The organism is Ginsengibacter sp., assembly GCF_057362405.1.
Window position 1 is genome coordinate 1 of record NZ_JBMQQG010000184.1, and the last position, 18781, is coordinate 18781.

Genomic DNA, 18781 nt, shown 5'->3' on the forward strand with positions numbered 1-18781 from the left:
AAATCAATTTCCTGGGCGGCAATGCAAAGAAAATCGTCGTTATAGGAAATGATAGTCAAAATAAATTTCTCGGAGATAATCAAATGAAATTCTTGAATGATTTATTAGATGCCTGCAGTTTAACAATGGCAGATATAGCCTTCTTGAACTTTTGCGAAAGGCCCGGTTTCAGTTATCCCGATATAAATGATCAGTTCCACCCGGATAAAATTTTGATGTTCGGGGTATCGGCGAATGAATTGGATCTGCCTTTCGAAATTCCTTTTTTCCAGTTGCAAAATTTTCAGGATCAGTTATATATGATAAGCCCACCATTAACAGAAATCCAATTGGATAAAGAGCTTAAAAAGCGATTATGGGCTTGTCTTCAAAAAATATTTAATATTCAAAAGCGGAAATGATAACACTGATATTTGCCACAAATAATTCCAATAAAGTTATTGAAGTAAAAAGCTTGTTGAATGATAATTTCAGAATTTTATCTCTTTCGGAAGCAGGTATCGACATTGATATTCCGGAACCATTTAACACGTTACAAGAAAATGCTATTGAAAAAGCGGACACTATTTACAAGCTTAAAGGAATAAATTGTTTTGCTGAAGATACCGGGCTCGAAGTTAAGGCGCTCAATGGCGAACCCGGAGTAAGAAGCGCCAGGTATGCGGGCGACGAGAGATCCTTCGAAAATAATATCACAAAATTACTTGACAACTTAAATAATATAACTGATCGCAGCGCCCGGTTCAGGACGGTTATATGCTTAACGGTTAACGGAAAACACAATATATTTGAAGGAGAATGCACGGGAACTATAATTGGAGAAAAAAAAGGAGTTAACGGATTTGGATATGATCCGGTTTTTGTTCCGGACGGAGCGACAAAGACTTTTGCTGAAATGTCACTTCCTGAGAAGAACACTTACAGCCACCGGAAAAAGGCCATTGAAAAATTAATTACCTGGTTGAGAGAAACCATTATTGCATAGCCAGTCCATGATTAAACCAAAAACTTGAACGAACAAAGCAACCATATACCTACGGAAACAGACTTAATAAAAGGCTGTATTGATGGAAACCGGCAAATGCAGGAACTTCTATATAAAAAATTCTCTTCTAAAATGTACGGTGTATGTTTACGATATTCCGGAAATGTTGACGATGCCAACGATCTTTTACAGGAAGGATTTATTAAAGTATTTAAGAATTTATTGAAGTTCCGGGGAGACGGATCATTTGAAGGATGGATGAGAAGAATATTTGTTAATACCTCAATTGAGCATTTCAGGAAAAAAGTCAAGTTATATAATGTTACGGAAGTTCAGGAAAATACGATAGAAGACACGGAGCTGAACATCCTTGATACGTTAGCTGAAAAAGATTTGATTATCCTTGTAAATGAATTATCTCCAGGTTATAAAACAGTTTTCAACATGCATGTTATTGAAGGGTATTCTCATAAAGAAATTGCAGATATACTTGGAATAACAGAAGGAACCAGTAAATCTCAATTGGCAAGAGCTAAAGGAGCATTGAAAAAATCTCTTGAAAAAATGATAAATAAAACCGGTAACAACACCATAAATAGTTAAAAGGTTTATGCAAAACTTTAAAGAAAAAATATATAATTATGAAGTCGAGCCACCATCCCAAATTTGGCAACATATAACTCATGAATTAGATGGCGGCACTACTAAAATAGTTTCGATGAAAGGTTCCCGAAAAAGGTCTGATCTTATTTTTTATGGGTTTACTGCCGCCGCATCTCTCATCATCATTTTTTTAGTCTCTGTATTTTTTAATGCATCCAAAAAAGATCCGGGCACCGCTTCAAATTTATTGAGTCAATCGCACAACATATTGCCAAAACAAATACAGGATTCTCTAAATCTCAATAATAAAATCTTAAAAGAAATTATCAATTCTGCAAAAGATAAAAATTTGCTGGCGTTGAATTATGAAATGTCTTCCCGTTATGGAAAGAAATATCTCACGGTAGCCGGACCAGAATGTCAGCCGGTAAAAATTTCTCCAAAAGTTGCCACGTTAATTGAATCTACCGATAATGAGTATCCGCCAAAGCCGGTTTGGAATAAGAAAATTGAAAAATGGCAGCAAATTATGCTTGGCAGCACATTATCACCAACGTCAACTAATCTCCTGGACATAGTTCAGCTATCTTCTACCCTTGATAATAATGAATAACCTCGTTTTTTATGGCGAGAATTAAAATTGAATTGCCTGAAAAATGTATTGCCGCATTTCAAATACCGATACGGATAACGGATATTAATTACGGCAATCACGTTGGTAATGATTCTTTGGTAGCCATCATTCATGAGGCCCGGACGCAATTTCTACATCAACATAATTACACAGAAATGGATGTTGCAGGCACGTCACTTATAATGAATGATCTTTCGGTTGAATTCAAAAGCGAAGCTTTTTACAAAGACGTACTCGAGGTCTCATTGTTCACAGGTGAGATTTTTAAAGTGGGCTTCGAATTTTTCTATTCTTTGTCAACAACAAGAGATCAATCATCTATTTTAATTGCGAGGGCAAAGACCGGAATGGTTTGTTTTGATTACAAAGAAAAAGAAATAATGCAGGTTCCTGATGAATTGAAAAAGATTCTTCTCGGTTAATTACTGAGAAGTACTACCGGGACCATATCTTCCAGCTTTCTTCCGCTTGTATTGAAAGCATATCTCCGCCATTTTTTATTACGGCACCCATTGCCTCAGCTTTTGAAAGAAATATTGTTTTTGATGGATTATAGACCAGGTCAAAAAAGTAATGTTTGTCAGAAACAAACTCGTACGGTAATTGCGGGTAACGGTCTGCGTTAGGAAACATTCCGGATGGAGTTGTATTAATAACAATGGTGCATTCCTTCATAGTTGCAGATGAAATTGATTCATAGTTAATGATTTCTTTAGATAAGTCTTTGTTCCTGCTGACAAATAAGAAGTCAATTTTAAGTTTTTTCAAAACATAAGCAACTGCCTTTGAAGAGCCCCCGGTACCGAGAATAAGAGCCCGTGTATTATGCAGCCGTAAACAAGGAACAAATGATTTTTCAAAACCTGTTATATCGGTATTAAATCCGCTCCATTTTCCGTTATCTATTTTAATGCAGTTACAGGCATTGATTTCATTAACCTCACTGGAAATAGTGTCTAAAAATGGGATGATCTGAGATTTGTAGGGAATGGTGACATTTAGGCCGGAAAGAAATGAATTTCTTTTTAATAAGGGAATTTCTTTATGCAAATCTTTAATTTCAAAATTTTGATATTCGCAATTAGTAATGTTTTCATTGCTGAATTTCTCAGTAAAATATTTTTTTGAAAAAGAATGGCTTAAGGGATTTCCTATCAATCCATAAATTTTCATTACGCCTTTTCTTTATTAAGGTATAAATGAAAAGTATCGCCCCTCAGTCCGATGCGCATGGCTTCCAACGGAATAACTTCCGTAGGTGCTATGTTTCCGAGGTTTACATTGCAATCAATCAATTCCAAAAAATATAATTGTTGTGCTTTTTGGGGCGCTTCCCAGATAATTTTTTGCTGCGGAATTTGGGTAAGTATTTCCTGGACTAACCCTTCTCTTACTTCACCGGTCCCTCTGTAAATCCCCACATTGCCTGCCTCCCGGGCTTCCGCTATCACATACGATGAGCCTGCTTCAAGTTCCGCCTTCATCAACTCAATCCATTTGTACGGAGGAATAATGTGGGCGGCATCTTTACTTCCAACTTCACTTAGTACGGTTCCATGCTTCGTAAGTTTTTCTATATAACCACATTTTTCGGCGTGAGGAATCGTAATAGATCCATCGCTTACTTCCATATATTTTATATTGAACTCTTTACAAAGGTTGATATAATCATTAAACTGGTTTCTTATTAAAAAGGCCTCAAAAAGAGTACCTCCAAAATAAACGGGAATGTCAAATGATTGATACAGATCTATTTTTTCCCTAAGGTTTGGGGTGACAAACGCAGTTCCAAAACCTAATTTAATAATGTCGATATGAGGATGTGCGGCACTTAGAAAATTCTTCGCTTCTTCAACACTAAGTCCTTTATCCATGATCATGGTTAGTCCATATTGCCTTGGCTTCGGAACCCTTTCCGGAATTTGAGAGAGACTAAAATTCATTTTATTTTTTATTGAGACGCGGCAAAGATAGTTTTGTAAACCCAATTATTCAAAACCGGTATTATACTACTATTTCCTTTTACCAGGTCTCTTGTTTTTATATATTGAAATCAATTCAACTATCGGCTGATGTTGAAGAAGAGATGGATTTAATTCAATGAATTGTTTAACTAATGCCGGTGCTTTCTGCAATGCAAGTTCGAGCTGCAGCAAACCTTCTTTGGATTTGCCGAGAGCAAATAGTATGGCAGATTTGTAAAAGGTGAACAGGGGTTTATCGTTTGTATTTTTTTGTGCATTGTATGACTGTTCGAGCGCTTCATCAAAATATTCTGCGTCATAAAGGCATTTAATCAGTTCTTTCCAGCCGCTATTATTTTTAGGGCGCGATTTAATAAAACTTGAAAAATGAATAACGGCGTCCTTAATTCTGTCAAGCTGAACATAACATTTTGCCAATGCTAAATGGTAATCGGGCTGCGATTTATTTATTCGCATTGCATTTTCTAAATTTTTCACTGCACTCTCCCAATAACCCTCACTCATATACGTACCCGCAATTTTATAGTACAAATGGCTGTCGGTGGAATTTAGGTGAGATGCTTTCCTGTAATTAAAACGGGCCTGGGCATAATTTTTTAATTTTTCATAGCAATGACCCAAAGCTTCATAGATAACTTCTTCAGGCATCGACAGCTCGAGAACTTTTTGCAAAACTTCTATCGCCTCCTTGTATTTGCGTAACCGTAGATAAGCATCTCCCATGTTGCGATACGCGTAATCGAATTTCTCATCAATTGCAATTGCATATTGGTAGGCGTCAATTGATTTTTCGTACAGCTTTAACCCCTGGAAAGCTGCACCGAGGTTAAACCATGCAAGTTGTGTATAAGGAAATTCATCAATTATTTTTTGATGCAATTTGATGCTTTCTTCATTTCGCCCGGTATAATCTGTCCAGAAACAAATTTTATAAAGCGCCTCTTCGTTAGTTGGATCCTGCTCCAGGATTAACTTCAGGCAATTAAATACTTTATCAAATTCTTCATAGTCATCGTAAACATCAGCTAGCTCGAAAAGCAATTCCGTCTTTTCTTCTCCCTGGAAAACATGGATGGCTTTTTCCAGCAAAGCCGCAGCCTTTTCCTGGTTATCGAGGGCAAGATGAGCGTCAGTTTTTAGTATGTAAAGGTTTATATCATTACTGTCAAGAAGTTCTGCTTTATCAAGTAGGGAGAGGGCTTCTCTGTAACGCCGAGTCGCAATTAACAAATCGGCTTTTTTTATATGAAGTATTGATGAATAGGGAAATTGTTCAACCGCGTAATTGACGGCTTCTACCGCCGAGACGAGATCATCATTTTCATCGAAATAGTCAATTATTCTTTCAAAAGAATCTTCTTCGATAAAGTTGTATTTTCTGCCATTCTTAAAATTATTATACTGCAAAAGCAGTGCTTTCATTTCCTCTTTATTTTGCCGGTATGGATTTTCTTTCATACAAAATGATATTAATCCAAATTACAGATTTTTTTTAAATTCTGCGTATACTAATGAAGGTACTTCATCGTTTTCCTAATAATTATGATGAAAGGCTTTACATTCTCATAATTTTATAGTAAGTTTGTTAAAATTGAACTAATTATTAATATTAAATGAATAAATATTCCAAAATAGGCCTCGTTGCAGTGTTGGTATGCGGATTATATCTCATAACATTTGCTGATAGGGGTGGTTTTGTGAGGAAAAACAAAACACGGCTTAATATCGCTACGGCAGGAACTTTAAAAAACTCAATTGCCTTCAATCTGAAATCCGGAGTTGTTTATAAGGGAAGCTTCCTATTAAACAGCCAGCAAATTGGAAATAATATTATTTCAGACGCTATTATTTCTTATAAGAAAGGAAATACTATTTATATATTACCTTATAAACAAAAAGTGGTCATTCCGGAATACACGCAAAAAGACGGCTACAAACTCATAATCAGGCCAAGAAAATAACGATTAGTAAATTTTTTAAACTTTATAAGAGAACCTGCATTTTTGCAGGTTTTTTATTTTAAGAAAATCCCGAATAATAAAGTTATAGAAAATGTCCGTTACTTGCTTCTCACTAATAACAATCATCCCGGCAGGGTGATTGTTATATTATTTATTCTTGGTTTCTTCGTAAGTTAATACCCTGTAACCTGATTTTGGAATTTCAAATTTTGAGGCGGGAACAAGGCTGTAGTTGATCTTTGAAAGGGTGAACTTGAACTTCATTTTACCGCTTTGCATTTCATATTGAACGGCAAGGCCCGGCAAAGTTTTGAATTGGTAATCATAATCTTTGTTGGCCACGTTCACATCTGTGGTATAGTAAACGGTAAAAGACGAGCCATCTTTTAATTTAGCTATAGCTTTTTTACAATCAAATCCATCTATAACCGCCGTTTCGCCGGTATTTTCAAAAGTTATTCCACCGTACTTTTTGTTATTATTGCTCCAGTCTTCAGGAGTAAGGGTAATCATTAGTTTTTGAGCGCTGTAATCCTTCAAAATAACGCCACTGCCGGTCGTCGCGTTGTAAATGGTAGCTTCGCTGCCGAGGCCGCTCACCATCTCCGTGCGGCTTTGATTGCCTTTAAGATATACAGTGGTAGTTGCCCCATCCAGCATGTCAGCCATCTTGGGTTGGGCGCTTCCTGTTTCTACGGAAATATTATACACAAGACTACCTTCCGACAACGTTTTCTGTGAAAAACTCTCCGCTGAAGAAAATGTGCTAAAGATCAATAATATAAACTGAAAGATTTTCATCAATATTTCTAATTCTTATTTATGTATAATCAGTTATAAAGACTGTGCTACCCCCTTTAAGGGTTGCAGACTTTGAGAAGCCTATTTCCTCTTATTGGCATTTTTTTTCTGTTGCATTTGCTGCAGCTTCTTATTACTTTCCTGCATGGCGGTCACCCGTTCCTGCCATTTGTTTTGCGCGGCAGGTTTCTTTTTGTTTTCCTGTAACCTGGCCAGAATTTTTTCATGGTCTATAATATATTTTTGAATTACAAACTGTATAAGCAATGTGATAGCATTGGAAACCGTATAATACCACGTTAGGGACGAAGGAAGCCTGTTAAAAACTCCCAATAATATTACAGGGAAAATAAATGGCATATACTTCATAACCGGGTTACTGTTATCCTGCATATTGCTCATGCCGTATAGGGATATAAGAAGACTGGTAACAACTGCAAGGATCGTAAACAGGCTTATATGATTGCCATAAAATGGTATTGAAAAAGGCAGGTTGTAGATCGAATCGTAAGACGACAAATCTTTGGCCCACCAGAAACTTTGACCCCTTAAAGTGATATTGGAATTGAAGAAATTATAAAGCGCAAAAAATATGGGGATTTGTAAAAGGGCAGGAATACAGCCGCCTAACGGATTGACGCCGGCGCTACGGAACAACTTCATTTGTTCCATCCCAAACGTTTGCTTGTCATCGCCATATTTGGCCTTCAGCGCATCAATTTCAGGCTTCAGAAGCTTCATTTTTGCACCGCTCAGGTAACTTTGGTAGGTAAGAGGTGAAATCAATAGTCGTATAACAATAGTAAGGAGGGCGATAATAAGTCCAAAGCTCGCCATCTTACTGCTTAAAAAATTAAAAACAGGCATAACAAAGCCCCTGTTTATATATTTAACGAATGCAAAGATACCGCTGCCAAGAGGAACCATATTATACATTTGGTTACCATACGATTTTAGTATCTTATAATCGCCCGGTCCATAAAACAGTTGCAATGGAATTACGGCGTTCGGTCCATCGGTGACTTTTATTCGCATATTCGCGGTAAGTTTCCCTATAATATGCAAACTCGTATCCGCAGGAACTTCCCAGTTTAATCCTGCGTTTTCAAACTTATTTTTCGCAATAATAGAGCTCGCAAAGAACTGTTGTTTTAGTGCGACCCAGTCAACCGGTTTGTCCAGTTTTTTATCATCCGACTTTCCCTCAACAAGACGTTCAAAATCATAGTCACTATTTTCTACGAAATCAATGTGCGACTGTTGCGTCTCCCACATAATATCTTTTTCCTGCTTCGTTGCTTTCGCCTGCCACGTGAGATTCAATGTATTTTGTGTAACTAATTTATTGGCGCCTTCCATCACGATATTAAAGTCCACCATGTAACCATCGGGGCTTAAAGTATATTGGTTTTCTATCTTTCGTCCGTCTTTTGTTAGCAGGCTAAAGCTTATCATTTCTTTCCCATCACCTGCTGTTTGGGGTCCTGGTGAAGAAAAAAGCAAATCAGAAGTCTGCACCGTTTCATTGTTACCGGGATTGATGGCGTAAGAAATGTTGCTAAAATTGCCGTCCTGAAGAATAAGGGGCTTTTTATCGAAAGTTTTAAAATCTTTGAGTTCCACCTTTTTTGGCTGACCGCCTTTATTGGTGAATGTAATTTTAAGAACCTTATTTTCAAGAGTAAATAATGTTTCTTTACCGGACGAGTCTTGTTTAATATTTACTAATGAAGAGTCGGGTCTGGCGTTACTGCTGTCAGAATTTTTTATGGCTCGTAGAGAAGTGTCAATCTTCGGCTTTAAACTTGCAATCGAATCTTTTATATGCTGTTGCTGTTTTTCAAATGCCTCCTTGCCCTGGCTGTTGTAAAAGATATATCCAATAAATAACAGGCCAAGCAACAAAAATCCAATAACCGTATTCTTATCCATTCCCATAACTAAAAATTAGTTGGCAAATGTACACAAACTTTAGAGTTCTGCTTTTTTGAATATTCATCATATTAATTCAAAAAAAAACCCTCAATTAAGAGGGTCTTAACTATGCATTTAATATTATTTTTTTGCCGGAGCTGCTTGTTTGGCATCTGGCGCAGCTTTAGCATCAGCTGCTGGAGCCACTTTTGCAACCGTTGCTTCTTCCTGTTTCAACTGGCGGGTCATTGCTACAGAAGCAATAGGAATCCTCGGGGAATTAAGAATTTCCATATTCTTTGCTATAACATCCTGGACACGGATATTTTCATTCAGTTTAAGATTGGTGAGATCTACATCAATGTGCTCAAGTAAATATTCGGGAATGGTTTTTACTTTTAACGCTTTCATTTTTACTGCTAACTTACCGCCTTCTTTCACTCCTTCGGGTACGCCCGTAAACTTAATTGGAATAGAAACGGTAACTTTTTTGTCACCGACCAGTTCCAGGAAATCAACATGAATTAGTTTGTCGCTTACCTTATCAAACTGCATATCTTTTAATACGCATTTATAAGATGCTCCATCAACTTTAACTTCTGCCAGCATAAAATCTGGTGTGTAAACAATGCTCTTAAAAGCAGTTGCCGGAGCGGAAAAATTAATTTCTTTTGCACCTCCGTAAATTACACCTGGCACTTTTTCCTCAGAGCGAAGCTGGCGGGTGGCTGTTTTGCCAAATTCGGTCCTGATTTGTCCTTCGATTGTAATTGTTTTCATTATAATTTTTTTTGAGGCGCAAAGGTAGGAAAAGTATTTTGAATATTATTGGTTCATTAAAGAACCCGTGCCTTATTCTTTTTAAGCATTTTGCTTCTTAAGAAAAGACTATTGATACTCTTATTTTCGAAAGCGTTTCGAATGGCTATAGCAAATAATTCAGCAACAGATACAACTTTTAGTTTAGCAATCTTCTGAGTTACCGGAATGGTATCACACACAACTAATTCTTCCAACACGCTGTTCTCAATGTTCTCATAAGCATTACCGCTCAGCACGGGATGCGTACAAAAAGCCCTTACACTACGGGCTCCCTTTTCTTTCAATAATCCTGCTGCTTTTGCCAGCGTACCGCCAGTATCACAAATATCATCTATTAATATAATGTCCCTGTCAACTACATCACCAATAACCACCATACTGGCAATTTCATTAGCCCTTTTACGATGCTTGTCGCATATAACCATGTCAACTTCAAAGTAACTGGCAATTTCACGAATGCGATTGGCGCTTCCAACATCGGGTGCGGCAAAGGTGAGGTTTTCAAGATTCAGGTCTTCAATATAAGGAATGAAAATGGCAGAAGAATCCAAATGGTCTACCGGTATATCAAAGTAACCTTGAATTTGAGGTGCATGAAGATCCATCGTAATTACTCTGTCGGCCCCGGCAGCAGTAAGCATGTTTGCAACCAGTTTTGAACCGATCGCTACTCTCGGCTTATCTTTCCTGTCCTGGCGGGCATAACCGTAGTAAGGAATTACCGCTATTACTTTATAAGCCGATGCCCTTTTTGCCGCGTCAATCATCAACAGCAATTCCATCAAATTGTCGGTGGGTGAAAAAGTGCTTTGTACTAAAAACACAAATTGGCCCCTGATACTTTCCAGGAATTCTACGGCTATTTCCCCATCGCTAAATTTTTGAATGTTGATCTTACCTAATGGTTCTCCAAATTTTATTGAAATCTGTTTCGCAAGGTATTGCGACCCTGTGCCGGAAAAAATTTTTGCATTAGAGTCCATGATGCGGGAAATTAATTAAGCAACTATTTGATCAGGCGAAATTATCATTTATATTGCTTCAACAAACTCAAAATTATGGAAAGTGTTAACAAGTCTTCCACCTCTATTAAAAACTGGGCGGTTGATGATCGCCCCCGCGAGAAATTGCTTACTAAAGGCCGGGAAAGCCTTAGTGACTCGGAACTGTTGGCAATTTTAATAAGCACAGGAAGTAAGAATAAGAGTGCCGTGGAACTTGCAAAAGAAATTTTAGCATTAGGAAAAAATAATCTGAATGAGTTAGGAAAAGTATCGCTTAACGACTTAATGACGATAAAAGGAATTGGTGAGGCCAAAGCTATAACGCTAAGTGCAGCCCTGGAATTAGGACGTCGCCGCCAGGCAACTTCACTTCTTAATAAAACATTTGTTCGATCAAGTAATGAACTTGCTGAATATTTAAAGGCAAAATTTAAGGATTACAGCTACGAAGTTTTTGCAGTTGTGTACCTGAATAAGTCGAATAAAATCAATCACTTCGAAATAATCAGTAAAGGTGGGATGACAAGCACGGTAGTAGATCCAAGAATCATTTTCAAAAAAGCTTTTGAAACAGAAGCAACATCAATTGTGTTGTGCCACAATCATCCTTCAGGAAGTTTAAAGCCCAGCCGCCAGGACGAAGAATTAACTCACAAAATAAAGGAAGCCGCTAAATACCTCGATATACAGGTTATAGATCACCTTATCGTAAGCGATGAGGGTTATTTTAGTTTTGCAGACGAAGGAATGCTCTAGTCTTTTTAGTTCTTAATCAAATTTAAAAAACAAACCAAATAGCGGCTAACTCTTTTCTTACTTATTGAAAAGGATGCTTTATTCCTGAATTCTATTCTTTAAGTCCATTCTTACGTGCAAAAACCTCAAAATTTCAATTTCACTGGGTTTAATCACCCGGTAGAATATTACATGCTGACTTGCTTTATATCCAAAAATATTTTTTTCAATTTCAGCATAATTTTCCCCAATACCAGGAGTTTCAGCAATTTTTTTACAAAAGCCTATAAGCAATTTATAGTATTTATCAGCCTGGCCTTCTGACCAAACTTCGTACGTATAATCCCAAATTTTAGACAAATCTTCTACGGCTTTATTCGTTAGAAAATATTTAGCCATTTTTTTTCTTATTGGCTTTTAATAGTATTAGATGTTTTTTGGGATTAAAGTTTTTCGAAATTCCACTATCAATTCCTTCCTGGATTGCATTTTTCAAAACCTTAATCCGGTTTTCTTCTTCTTCTAATAATCTTAATCCTGCACGAATTACCTCACTTGCATTTTTATACCTTCCTTCGGAAATACTGCTATCAACAAAATTTTCAAAATAGTCTCCTAAAGACATGGATGTATTTCTTCCCATTGTAATAATTTTTTTAAAAGTACCAAAATCTGGTAACTTGCACAAGTGAAATTTTACGACGTCGGAAGAAAATTACACAAATGAGGGGAAATCTAAGGGACAGGCCCTTACGCTTGTGCAGTAGGCCCTCCAAAATTCAAGGGCAATTCAACGGCTTCAATATCCTGGATAGTTCCATTAACAGACTCAAATTTCTTTACATTGTCTATCATGGCTTTCATAAAGCGCTTGGCATGGGTTGGCGTTAATATAATCCTGCTTTTTACCTTACTCTTGGGTGTGCCTGGCATTACGCTCACAAAATCTACAACAAACTCGGCGTGACTATGGGTAATAATAGCAAGATTTGCATATACTCCTTCCGAAACTTCTTCAGAAATTTCTATGTTAAGTTGGTTCTGTTGATCTTTTGGTAAATCCATCTTTAAATTTTTCCAAAAATACGCAATAATAAACCTACAATTGTTCAGGGAATCATTAATGTAAAAAGGCGGTTGATAACAACCGCCTTTTCATTATTTTATATATAGATCAAAATTGTTTAACAAACTGATCAATCAACGTTCGAATGGCAGGTGTGCTGTTCTGTAATACCATATAGATCCGGAACGTACTTCCCGCATAATGGGTGCTTTGATCTCCGACGACGGTAGCCTGCACCAATACGGGAGCTGTCATAACCTTAAAGCCTCCGGTTGTTAAGCCGCTCTGTGTAGCAGCATCTAAAAAAACAGAAAAATTAGAGAGTACTCCGGCATTATTACTGAACGAGAGTGTGACACCGTTTGAAGAGCCCACAAATGTCTGTATGTAATCTTCTGGTAGGAGCAGAGAGGTTGCCGATACCGGAGATATAACTATCGGATTGCCATAATAATTTGATGAGTTTGGTGCCTTGGTTGTATCGGTTGTACCGTTCCATCTGTGAAAATCCTGCAAATAATTACCCGCTAATGGATTACCGATAATATGATAATACATTGTATTTAAGTTTCCCGTAAGTAGCTTGCCGGAAGCATCCGTGATTGATATTGGGAGCATGTAGCTAACAGCCGGGTCCACGCTGTCTTTATAAAAACTAACCGTTGTTTGAACGTATTGTTGACCTGCAGGAATAGTCAGCGACGTAGAGGCAATTGAATAAATGTCGGTAGGCGCAATCACATAATCCGTTCCGTTTGCAGCGTTGTAGCTGGCTACCTGTGCAGCGTCTACACCAATCGTTACCTTTACAGGAGCCGAAGGCAAATTAGCAGACGCAAGATTAATTGTTAATGTCACCGTAGTGGTATCGCCGTTATTAAATCCAATACTTGCCTGCGTGAAATTCGTTAACCCGCTACCTACGATATCCACATGATCCTGCAAACTTGAGAAATCTGTTTCCAACGCATAGCCTTTGTCCTTTATACAAGAGTTGAGGTTTACCAACAGAATAACACCTGTTAGTATTCCCATCCATTTATTTAAGATTATTTTCATAATTATTTTTTTAAAGTTGAATTTTATTTCTACTGCATCCACCATATTTTGTTGACCTGGTGATCAATGGTTCCTTCAGCGCCTACATTGTCTGGGTTTCTTGAATATTCACTGGTGGGATACTGCCAGCGCAAAGGAATCTTGGCGATATCTATATAAGGCGAATAACTTAACGGCGTGTCACCTAAAGGTCCTGGATATGGTGCTGTGCCCGTATGTAAATAATCAAATTTCCTGTAATCTGCATAAGCCGAAAAACTGTTGACACTGACTAATGCCGCCCATTTCTGGCGAAGAATAATTGCTTGTTTTGCTAAAGTAGTGGTTGCCGTTGTAAAATTAGCCTGCGTATTTCCAGACTGAGAATAATAGGTCATTGCAGCAGCATCAGCATTTGGAACTTTAAGATATTCAAAAGACGAAGTTATACCCTGATCATATAATGCAGCGGCATCACCGGTAATATATCCTAAAACAGCAGCTTCAGCCTGTAAAAAATAACTTTCTGCTGCCAGCATCATTACAGCGGGAGCCGTTGGGCCTATAAGAATTCCCGGCCCAAAAACTGAATATTTACCATTCACCGGGTTGCCATTGGCTAAGCCCAGCTTATTCCCAACGTAATTACTGGTTCCTGGCACAGCAGCAAATTCCCGGCCCAGCCTTGGATCGTTATTATCTTTATAAAAATTGACTGCAAATTCATTAGCCGCCCAAAAATCCCCGAAACTGGATACTGCTTGCCCGCTTAGGTTATAAAAGCGCTGCCAAAACGGATTACCCTGACCCGTAGAATTAACATAGCCAGGTTGCACAAGGGCATCTTCTGTTAAAAATCCGGCTGCCTCAGCTGCAGTTGCTGCTTTAGCGGACTGAAAGAAATCAGGTGGCGTGCTTAATTGCGACATGCGCAATACCATTCTCAGGCGTACTGTATTGGCAAATTGCACCCATAATGTTTTATCTCCTCCAAACATAATATCCGATGTTGAGCTCGCAGTCGAACCCGCACTTTTTACAAGGTCTATACCTCTTTGTATGTCGATAAAGCAACTATCATACACATCCATCCCTTTGGAATACGTTGGCCTTAATGAAAGAGCACCCCTTAGTGCATCTGCATAAGGAACGTCATTCCACAAGTCCACCAAATATTGCATATTATACGACTTCATGATCCGGCCAACTCCTTCTAAAAATGGTTGTCCGTTAGCATTGGATTTATCGATTATATACTGGTAATCTTCAAGATTATCATATACCGACTGCCAAAGCCCATCACCATAATCCGTGGTCATTTTATAAGTGGTCCCAGGGTCATTAGCGTTAATTGCATAGCTTCCGCTAACAGCCCAGGATCCCATCCATTCGCTCAATGCCGTTGGACCAGGGTACCAATTAGCCACGGTGGTAGCTAAAGCTGCCGGCAACACAAGGCTTGGATCGGCAGATGTCGACTGGTTGGGATTGGTGTTCACATCGAGATATCCCTTCTTACATCCCAGGCCGGCCAAAATTGAGATGGTAGTTAATATTAAAAATATTTTTTTCATTTTATTAATTTTCAGTTAACTGTTTATTTTAAAATGTGATATTAACGTTCGCCCCAAAAATGCGGGTTGGCGGTAACTGGTTAATATCGGTGGTACCAATGGTATTACCAGTTGTATTGGCAAATTCAGGATCTGTCCAAACGTTGTCTTTCGCTCTGAATGCAAAAAGGTTACGTCCTACAACCGCAACGGTCAATTGTTTTATGAAGGAATTATTGCCGAAAATGTTTTTTGGTAGTGTGTATGAAAGAGATACCTCACGGATTTTCCAGAAATCTGCACTGTTAATATAAGTGCTTCCCACATTATTCCAGGTACTTGCCCAGAAATCATTATTACCATTTTTAGTTACCACATCTGTATTTGCCACATATTTACCGGTTCCGTCATCATAAGATGAGTTAGGAATCACAAAAGGCAGGCGTCCTGCTTGTGCTGAATACCAGGAAACGCCAGTAAAGTCTAATGCGTTTCCTACGCTGTTATAAATAACGGCTCCAAATCTTCCTTCCGCCAAAACTGATAAGTTAAGTCCTTTGTAACTAACGCTTGTATGCACGCCCAATATGTAAGGCGGATTGGAGGTACCATAAGTTACTAAATTAGGGTTGGGCGTAGGAAAGCCTGTTAGTTTGTTAACTATGATTCTGCCCTGCGGGTCTCTGTTCCAATCTGAAACTTTAATTTGCGGGAAGGCTGCCCCTTTAACAACGTATGTATTGTTACCCAGGGAAAAGTTATCAATTCCTGGATACAGTGATAATACCTTATTCTTGTTGTAAGAAAAATTAGACCCTATATCCCACCTGAAACCGGATTTGCTGTTAACCGGGGTAAGGTTTAGATCTACTTCAATGCCCTGGTTCTGCATTTCACCACTGTTTAAAAGTGCAGAAGTGAAGCCGGTTGTAGAGCTCACCTGTACAGGAAGTGTTTGATTTACTGTATTAGACTGGTAAACTGCCGCTTTCAATGTAATTCTGTTCTTTAAAAAACCCAGGTCAAGGGCAATTTGTTTCTCAGTGGTGAATTCTGGTTTTATTAACCGGTTGTTCAATGCATTGGAAACTGTAAAGCCCGCTGTACCACCATAAGGGAAGTTAGCAGCAGTATTAAATACATTATCAAGACTGTATGGTCCTACACTCACGTTACCGGTTTTCCCGATTGCCGCACTTAATTTACCATAAGCCAAAACATCATTATCCCTAAGGCCCGGAATAGCATCAGTAAATACAAAAGATATATCACCTGCAGGGTAGCTGTAGCTTCTTAAGCTGGGATCAAGTCTTGAATCCCAGTCGTTACGGAAAGAACCGTGAACAAAAAGGTAATCACGGTAACCAATAGTGAGGTCAGCAAAAGCTCCGATTTTCCTGTAATCACTCAAATTCTCATATACATTAGGCGATCCTACCCTGTTAGATATATTATAAAAATCGGGTATTACCAATTGAGCTGCAGAAGTGTTAAAGTCCCTTTGAGTTTCATCGAAAGTAGTTGCCCCTAATACTAATTTGCCGGAGAAATCTTTGAACCTTTTATCAAAGTTGGCAAATACATTCCCGGTAAGGCGTTGGTTATATTCAAACGCATCATAATCCGCCGCCGGTGCATCGGCCGTCCCCCTTCCTGAACCATAAACATCCGCTTTAGCCCAATCAGCAAAAGTGAGAGCTTCGCTGGTGAATTTTTGTGAAAGATCATAACGGGTAATAGCTGCAGTCGCGGTTAAGTTAAACCAGTCCGCTACCTTATAAGAGAGGCTTAGATTGCCAATCAATGTGTTTCTTTTGCTGTCAAATCTTGACTCATCAATTTGCCACCATGGATTGCCATAATAAGCATTAAAATAACCATTTGGATTGGCAAAAGGATCTGTTTTCCAGTTCCGGTAATCCCTGAGATCAACGCTGGCAGGCGTATTAAGCAGCGTCCAATACACTGCCCTGTTCTGGAAATAAGAACCGCCAAAACCACCTGCGGTGGTAGATGGACCAGTATTAACAGAAAAAGAACCGGGAGTTGTATTGGAATGCTGAACAGTATAATCTACAGCATAACTTGCGGTTAGTCTTCCAAAATCTCTTGACCCGTTAACACGAAAGGCATCACGGTGATTTTTATCTTTAGGAACCGTGCCTTTTATATCAACATCCTGCACGCTGATGAAAAAGCGGCTTTTATCATCACCGCCGGAAATTGACAGATCATTCTGTTCTGTTATTCCCTTATCAAAGAATTTCAGCTTAGCGTTAGGTTTAGCGGAATAAGTACCATGTTGCAATGAATCAAAATAGGTACCATCAGCATTATAAAACCTTACGGGTGCTCCTAATATAATAGGTTGTCCATTAAAACGGGGACCATAATTCTGGTTCTCGTAGCTCACATAAGGTACCACAGGGTTTTCAGGAAAATAAAATACGCCGTCGCCAGATAATTCACCGCCATATTGCCCAAAAGTGTTCTGCAGTTTAGGTAAATAAGCTATTTCCTGTACTTCAGTCGTATTGCTGTAATTTATGGTTGGTTTACCCTTGGTTCCTTTTTTAGTGGTAACAATAATTACCCCGTTCGAGCCATCTGATCCATAAATTGCAGAGGCACTGCCTCCCTTTAACACTGATATCGTTTCAACATCGTTAGGATTCAATTGGGCGAGTAACGTACCACCCTGGTCTCTCGACATTACGATATCATCAATTACCACAAGGGCTTCATTGTTACCCAGGATTGACCTGTTACCTCTTAGTGTAATCCTTGTGTTTTGATTTACACTGCTGTTAACGTTCGTAATTTGCAGCCCCGAAACCTTACCGGATAAGCCCGTTGCAATATTGGTAACCTTACCTTGGGTAAGTTCTTTGTTGTCAATTTTTGCGATTGAGGTACCTAAAGATTTGGGATCACGCTTAATACCATAACCGGTAATTGTTACCGTCGATAATTCGGCGCTGTTTCGTCTTAAAATAATATTAGCAACACCCGCTACCGGGACGGCTTTAACACCATTAAAACCTGTTGCGGTAAAAGTCAATGTACCATTACCCCGCATTTTAATCGTGAAGTTACCGTTGGCGTCGGCTGTTGTCGCGTTCCTGGTGCCTGTTTCAGTAACAGTGGCAAAAGGTACAGGAGCCCCTGAATCATCTTTTACGCTACCGGAAACGCCAAGGGTTTGTGCCATTACCCATACTCCGCTGAGCATGAGCAAAGCAAATAACATTAGAAATTTTCTCATGTGTGATTTTAGTTTTATGAATTCGCAAATATATGTCTCTTGTAAAAAGAAGCAAAAAAAATGTTAATTAATGATTATTTCACATTTATAACACAGTTAGGACACATCGAAAAGATATTACGCTGCTTAGTTTAACTTTTTTTTAAAAAATTGAAATTTTATGAGAATCCGTCAAAAAAGTTTAGCTTAATGACGACTTTTATTAGAAGTTTGTCCTATATGGCGGTGCATTGTTAAATATTAATCAAATGGCCATGTCCTTTATTAATCAATATCTCAAAAGAATTGCTTTTGGACCGTCATTTTGTCTTCTTACTAAAATCACTTTACATATTTAGACACTAAGTATGTAAAATTGATAATAATATGAGTTCAACAAAAAAAGAAGGGAGAACCCCTATTTACGAGAACGGTC

20 protein-coding genes are annotated in these 18781 nt (G+C 38.3%); 7 read left to right on the plus strand and 13 right to left on the minus strand.

Annotation, left to right across the window (positions count from 1 at the left end; all coding sequences use genetic code 11):
- The 5 genes from ACO1O5_RS15945 to ACO1O5_RS15965 form a co-directional block, all read left to right on the plus strand.
- The coding region (locus ACO1O5_RS15945; protein WP_486271949.1) for a hypothetical protein at positions 1-401 on the plus strand (401 nt) is incomplete at its 5' end.
- Complete coding sequence (gene rdgB / locus ACO1O5_RS15950) at positions 398-985, plus strand: RdgB/HAM1 family non-canonical purine NTP pyrophosphatase (RefSeq protein WP_486271951.1); 588 nt, start codon at positions 398-400, stop codon at positions 983-985. The genes ACO1O5_RS15945 and rdgB, both read left to right, overlap by 4 nt.
- A 24-nt stretch (positions 986-1009) precedes the next feature.
- Positions 1010-1588 carry an RNA polymerase sigma factor gene (locus tag ACO1O5_RS15955; RefSeq protein WP_486271953.1) on the plus strand — a complete coding sequence of 193 codons (579 nt, stop codon included), beginning with the start codon at positions 1010-1012 and terminating at the stop codon, positions 1586-1588.
- A gap of 7 nt (positions 1589-1595) precedes the next feature.
- Positions 1596-2201 (plus strand): hypothetical protein, encoded by a 606-nt coding sequence (locus ACO1O5_RS15960; protein WP_486271955.1) that lies wholly within the window; start codon positions 1596-1598, stop codon positions 2199-2201.
- An 11-nt stretch (positions 2202-2212) separates the two neighbouring features.
- Positions 2213-2644 (plus strand): acyl-CoA thioesterase, encoded by a 432-nt coding sequence (locus ACO1O5_RS15965; protein ID WP_486271956.1) that lies wholly within the window; start codon positions 2213-2215, stop codon positions 2642-2644.
- A gap of 13 nt (positions 2645-2657) precedes the next feature.
- Here ACO1O5_RS15965 and ACO1O5_RS15970 read toward each other — a convergent pair whose 3' ends face one another.
- From ACO1O5_RS15970 to ACO1O5_RS15980, 3 genes are all read right to left on the minus strand, one after another.
- Positions 2658-3395 (minus strand): shikimate dehydrogenase family protein, encoded by a 738-nt coding sequence (locus ACO1O5_RS15970; RefSeq protein WP_486271958.1) that lies wholly within the window; start codon positions 3393-3395, stop codon positions 2658-2660.
- Positions 3395-4165 (minus strand): phosphosulfolactate synthase, encoded by a 771-nt coding sequence (locus ACO1O5_RS15975; protein WP_486271960.1) that lies wholly within the window; start codon positions 4163-4165, stop codon positions 3395-3397. The genes ACO1O5_RS15970 and ACO1O5_RS15975 overlap by 1 nt, the downstream gene beginning before the upstream one ends.
- Before the next feature lie 69 nt (positions 4166-4234).
- Positions 4235-5665, minus strand: a complete 1431-nt coding sequence (locus ACO1O5_RS15980; RefSeq protein WP_486271962.1) for a tetratricopeptide repeat protein — start codon at positions 5663-5665, stop codon at positions 4235-4237.
- 155 nt (positions 5666-5820) lie between these two features.
- Here ACO1O5_RS15980 and ACO1O5_RS15985 point away from each other — a divergent pair, with 155 nt between their 5' ends.
- Positions 5821-6168, plus strand: coding sequence for a hypothetical protein (locus ACO1O5_RS15985; protein ID WP_486271964.1), 348 nt, complete (start codon positions 5821-5823; stop codon positions 6166-6168).
- 147 nt (positions 6169-6315) lie between these two features.
- Here the strand turns inward: ACO1O5_RS15985 and ACO1O5_RS15990 are convergent, their stop codons facing one another.
- From ACO1O5_RS15990 to ACO1O5_RS16005, 4 genes are all read right to left on the minus strand, one after another.
- Positions 6316-6969 carry a hypothetical protein gene (locus ACO1O5_RS15990; protein WP_486271966.1) on the minus strand — a complete coding sequence of 218 codons (654 nt, stop codon included), beginning with the start codon at positions 6967-6969 and terminating at the stop codon, positions 6316-6318.
- 81 nt (positions 6970-7050) lie between these two features.
- Positions 7051-8901: a membrane protein insertase YidC gene (yidC, locus tag ACO1O5_RS15995; protein ID WP_486271968.1), complete on the minus strand. Its 1851-nt coding sequence runs from the start codon at positions 8899-8901 to the stop codon at positions 7051-7053.
- A 123-nt stretch (positions 8902-9024) separates the two neighbouring features.
- The gene (locus ACO1O5_RS16000) at positions 9025-9663 is read right to left on the minus strand and encodes a 50S ribosomal protein L25 (RefSeq protein ID WP_486271970.1); all 639 of its coding nucleotides are present in this window, start codon (positions 9661-9663) and stop codon (positions 9025-9027) included.
- 56 nt (positions 9664-9719) lie between these two features.
- Complete coding sequence (locus ACO1O5_RS16005) at positions 9720-10688, minus strand: ribose-phosphate pyrophosphokinase (RefSeq protein ID WP_486271972.1); 969 nt, start codon at positions 10686-10688, stop codon at positions 9720-9722.
- A gap of 75 nt (positions 10689-10763) precedes the next feature.
- Here ACO1O5_RS16005 and radC point away from each other — a divergent pair, with 75 nt between their 5' ends.
- Positions 10764-11465 carry a RadC family protein gene (radC, locus tag ACO1O5_RS16010; RefSeq protein ID WP_486271974.1) on the plus strand — a complete coding sequence of 234 codons (702 nt, stop codon included), beginning with the start codon at positions 10764-10766 and terminating at the stop codon, positions 11463-11465.
- 78 nt (positions 11466-11543) lie between these two features.
- Here radC and ACO1O5_RS16015 read toward each other — a convergent pair whose 3' ends face one another.
- The 6 genes from ACO1O5_RS16015 to ACO1O5_RS16040 all read right to left on the minus strand — a co-directional run bounded on the left by ACO1O5_RS16015 (position 11544) and on the right by ACO1O5_RS16040 (position 18366).
- Positions 11544-11843: a type II toxin-antitoxin system RelE/ParE family toxin gene (locus tag ACO1O5_RS16015; RefSeq protein ID WP_486271976.1), complete on the minus strand. Its 300-nt coding sequence runs from the start codon at positions 11841-11843 to the stop codon at positions 11544-11546.
- On the minus strand, positions 11836-12087 hold the full coding sequence (locus ACO1O5_RS16020; RefSeq protein WP_486271978.1) for a type II toxin-antitoxin system ParD family antitoxin: 252 nt from the start codon (positions 12085-12087) through the stop codon (positions 11836-11838). The genes ACO1O5_RS16015 and ACO1O5_RS16020 overlap by 8 nt, the downstream gene beginning before the upstream one ends.
- 107 nt (positions 12088-12194) lie before the next feature.
- Positions 12195-12509 (minus strand): DUF3467 domain-containing protein, encoded by a 315-nt coding sequence (locus ACO1O5_RS16025; RefSeq protein ID WP_486271980.1) that lies wholly within the window; start codon positions 12507-12509, stop codon positions 12195-12197.
- Between the two features lie 109 nt (positions 12510-12618).
- Positions 12619-13569, minus strand: a complete 951-nt coding sequence (locus ACO1O5_RS16030) for a DUF1735 domain-containing protein (RefSeq protein ID WP_486271982.1) — start codon at positions 13567-13569, stop codon at positions 12619-12621.
- A gap of 29 nt (positions 13570-13598) precedes the next feature.
- Entirely contained in the window at positions 13599-15122 is a 1524-nt protein-coding gene (locus ACO1O5_RS16035; protein WP_486271984.1) for a SusD/RagB family nutrient-binding outer membrane lipoprotein, read from the minus strand.
- Between the two features lie 28 nt (positions 15123-15150).
- A complete protein-coding gene (locus tag ACO1O5_RS16040) occupies positions 15151-18366 on the minus strand; it encodes a SusC/RagA family TonB-linked outer membrane protein (protein WP_486271986.1) in 3216 nt (1071 codons plus the stop codon).
- Between the last annotated feature and the right edge of the window lie 415 nt (positions 18367-18781).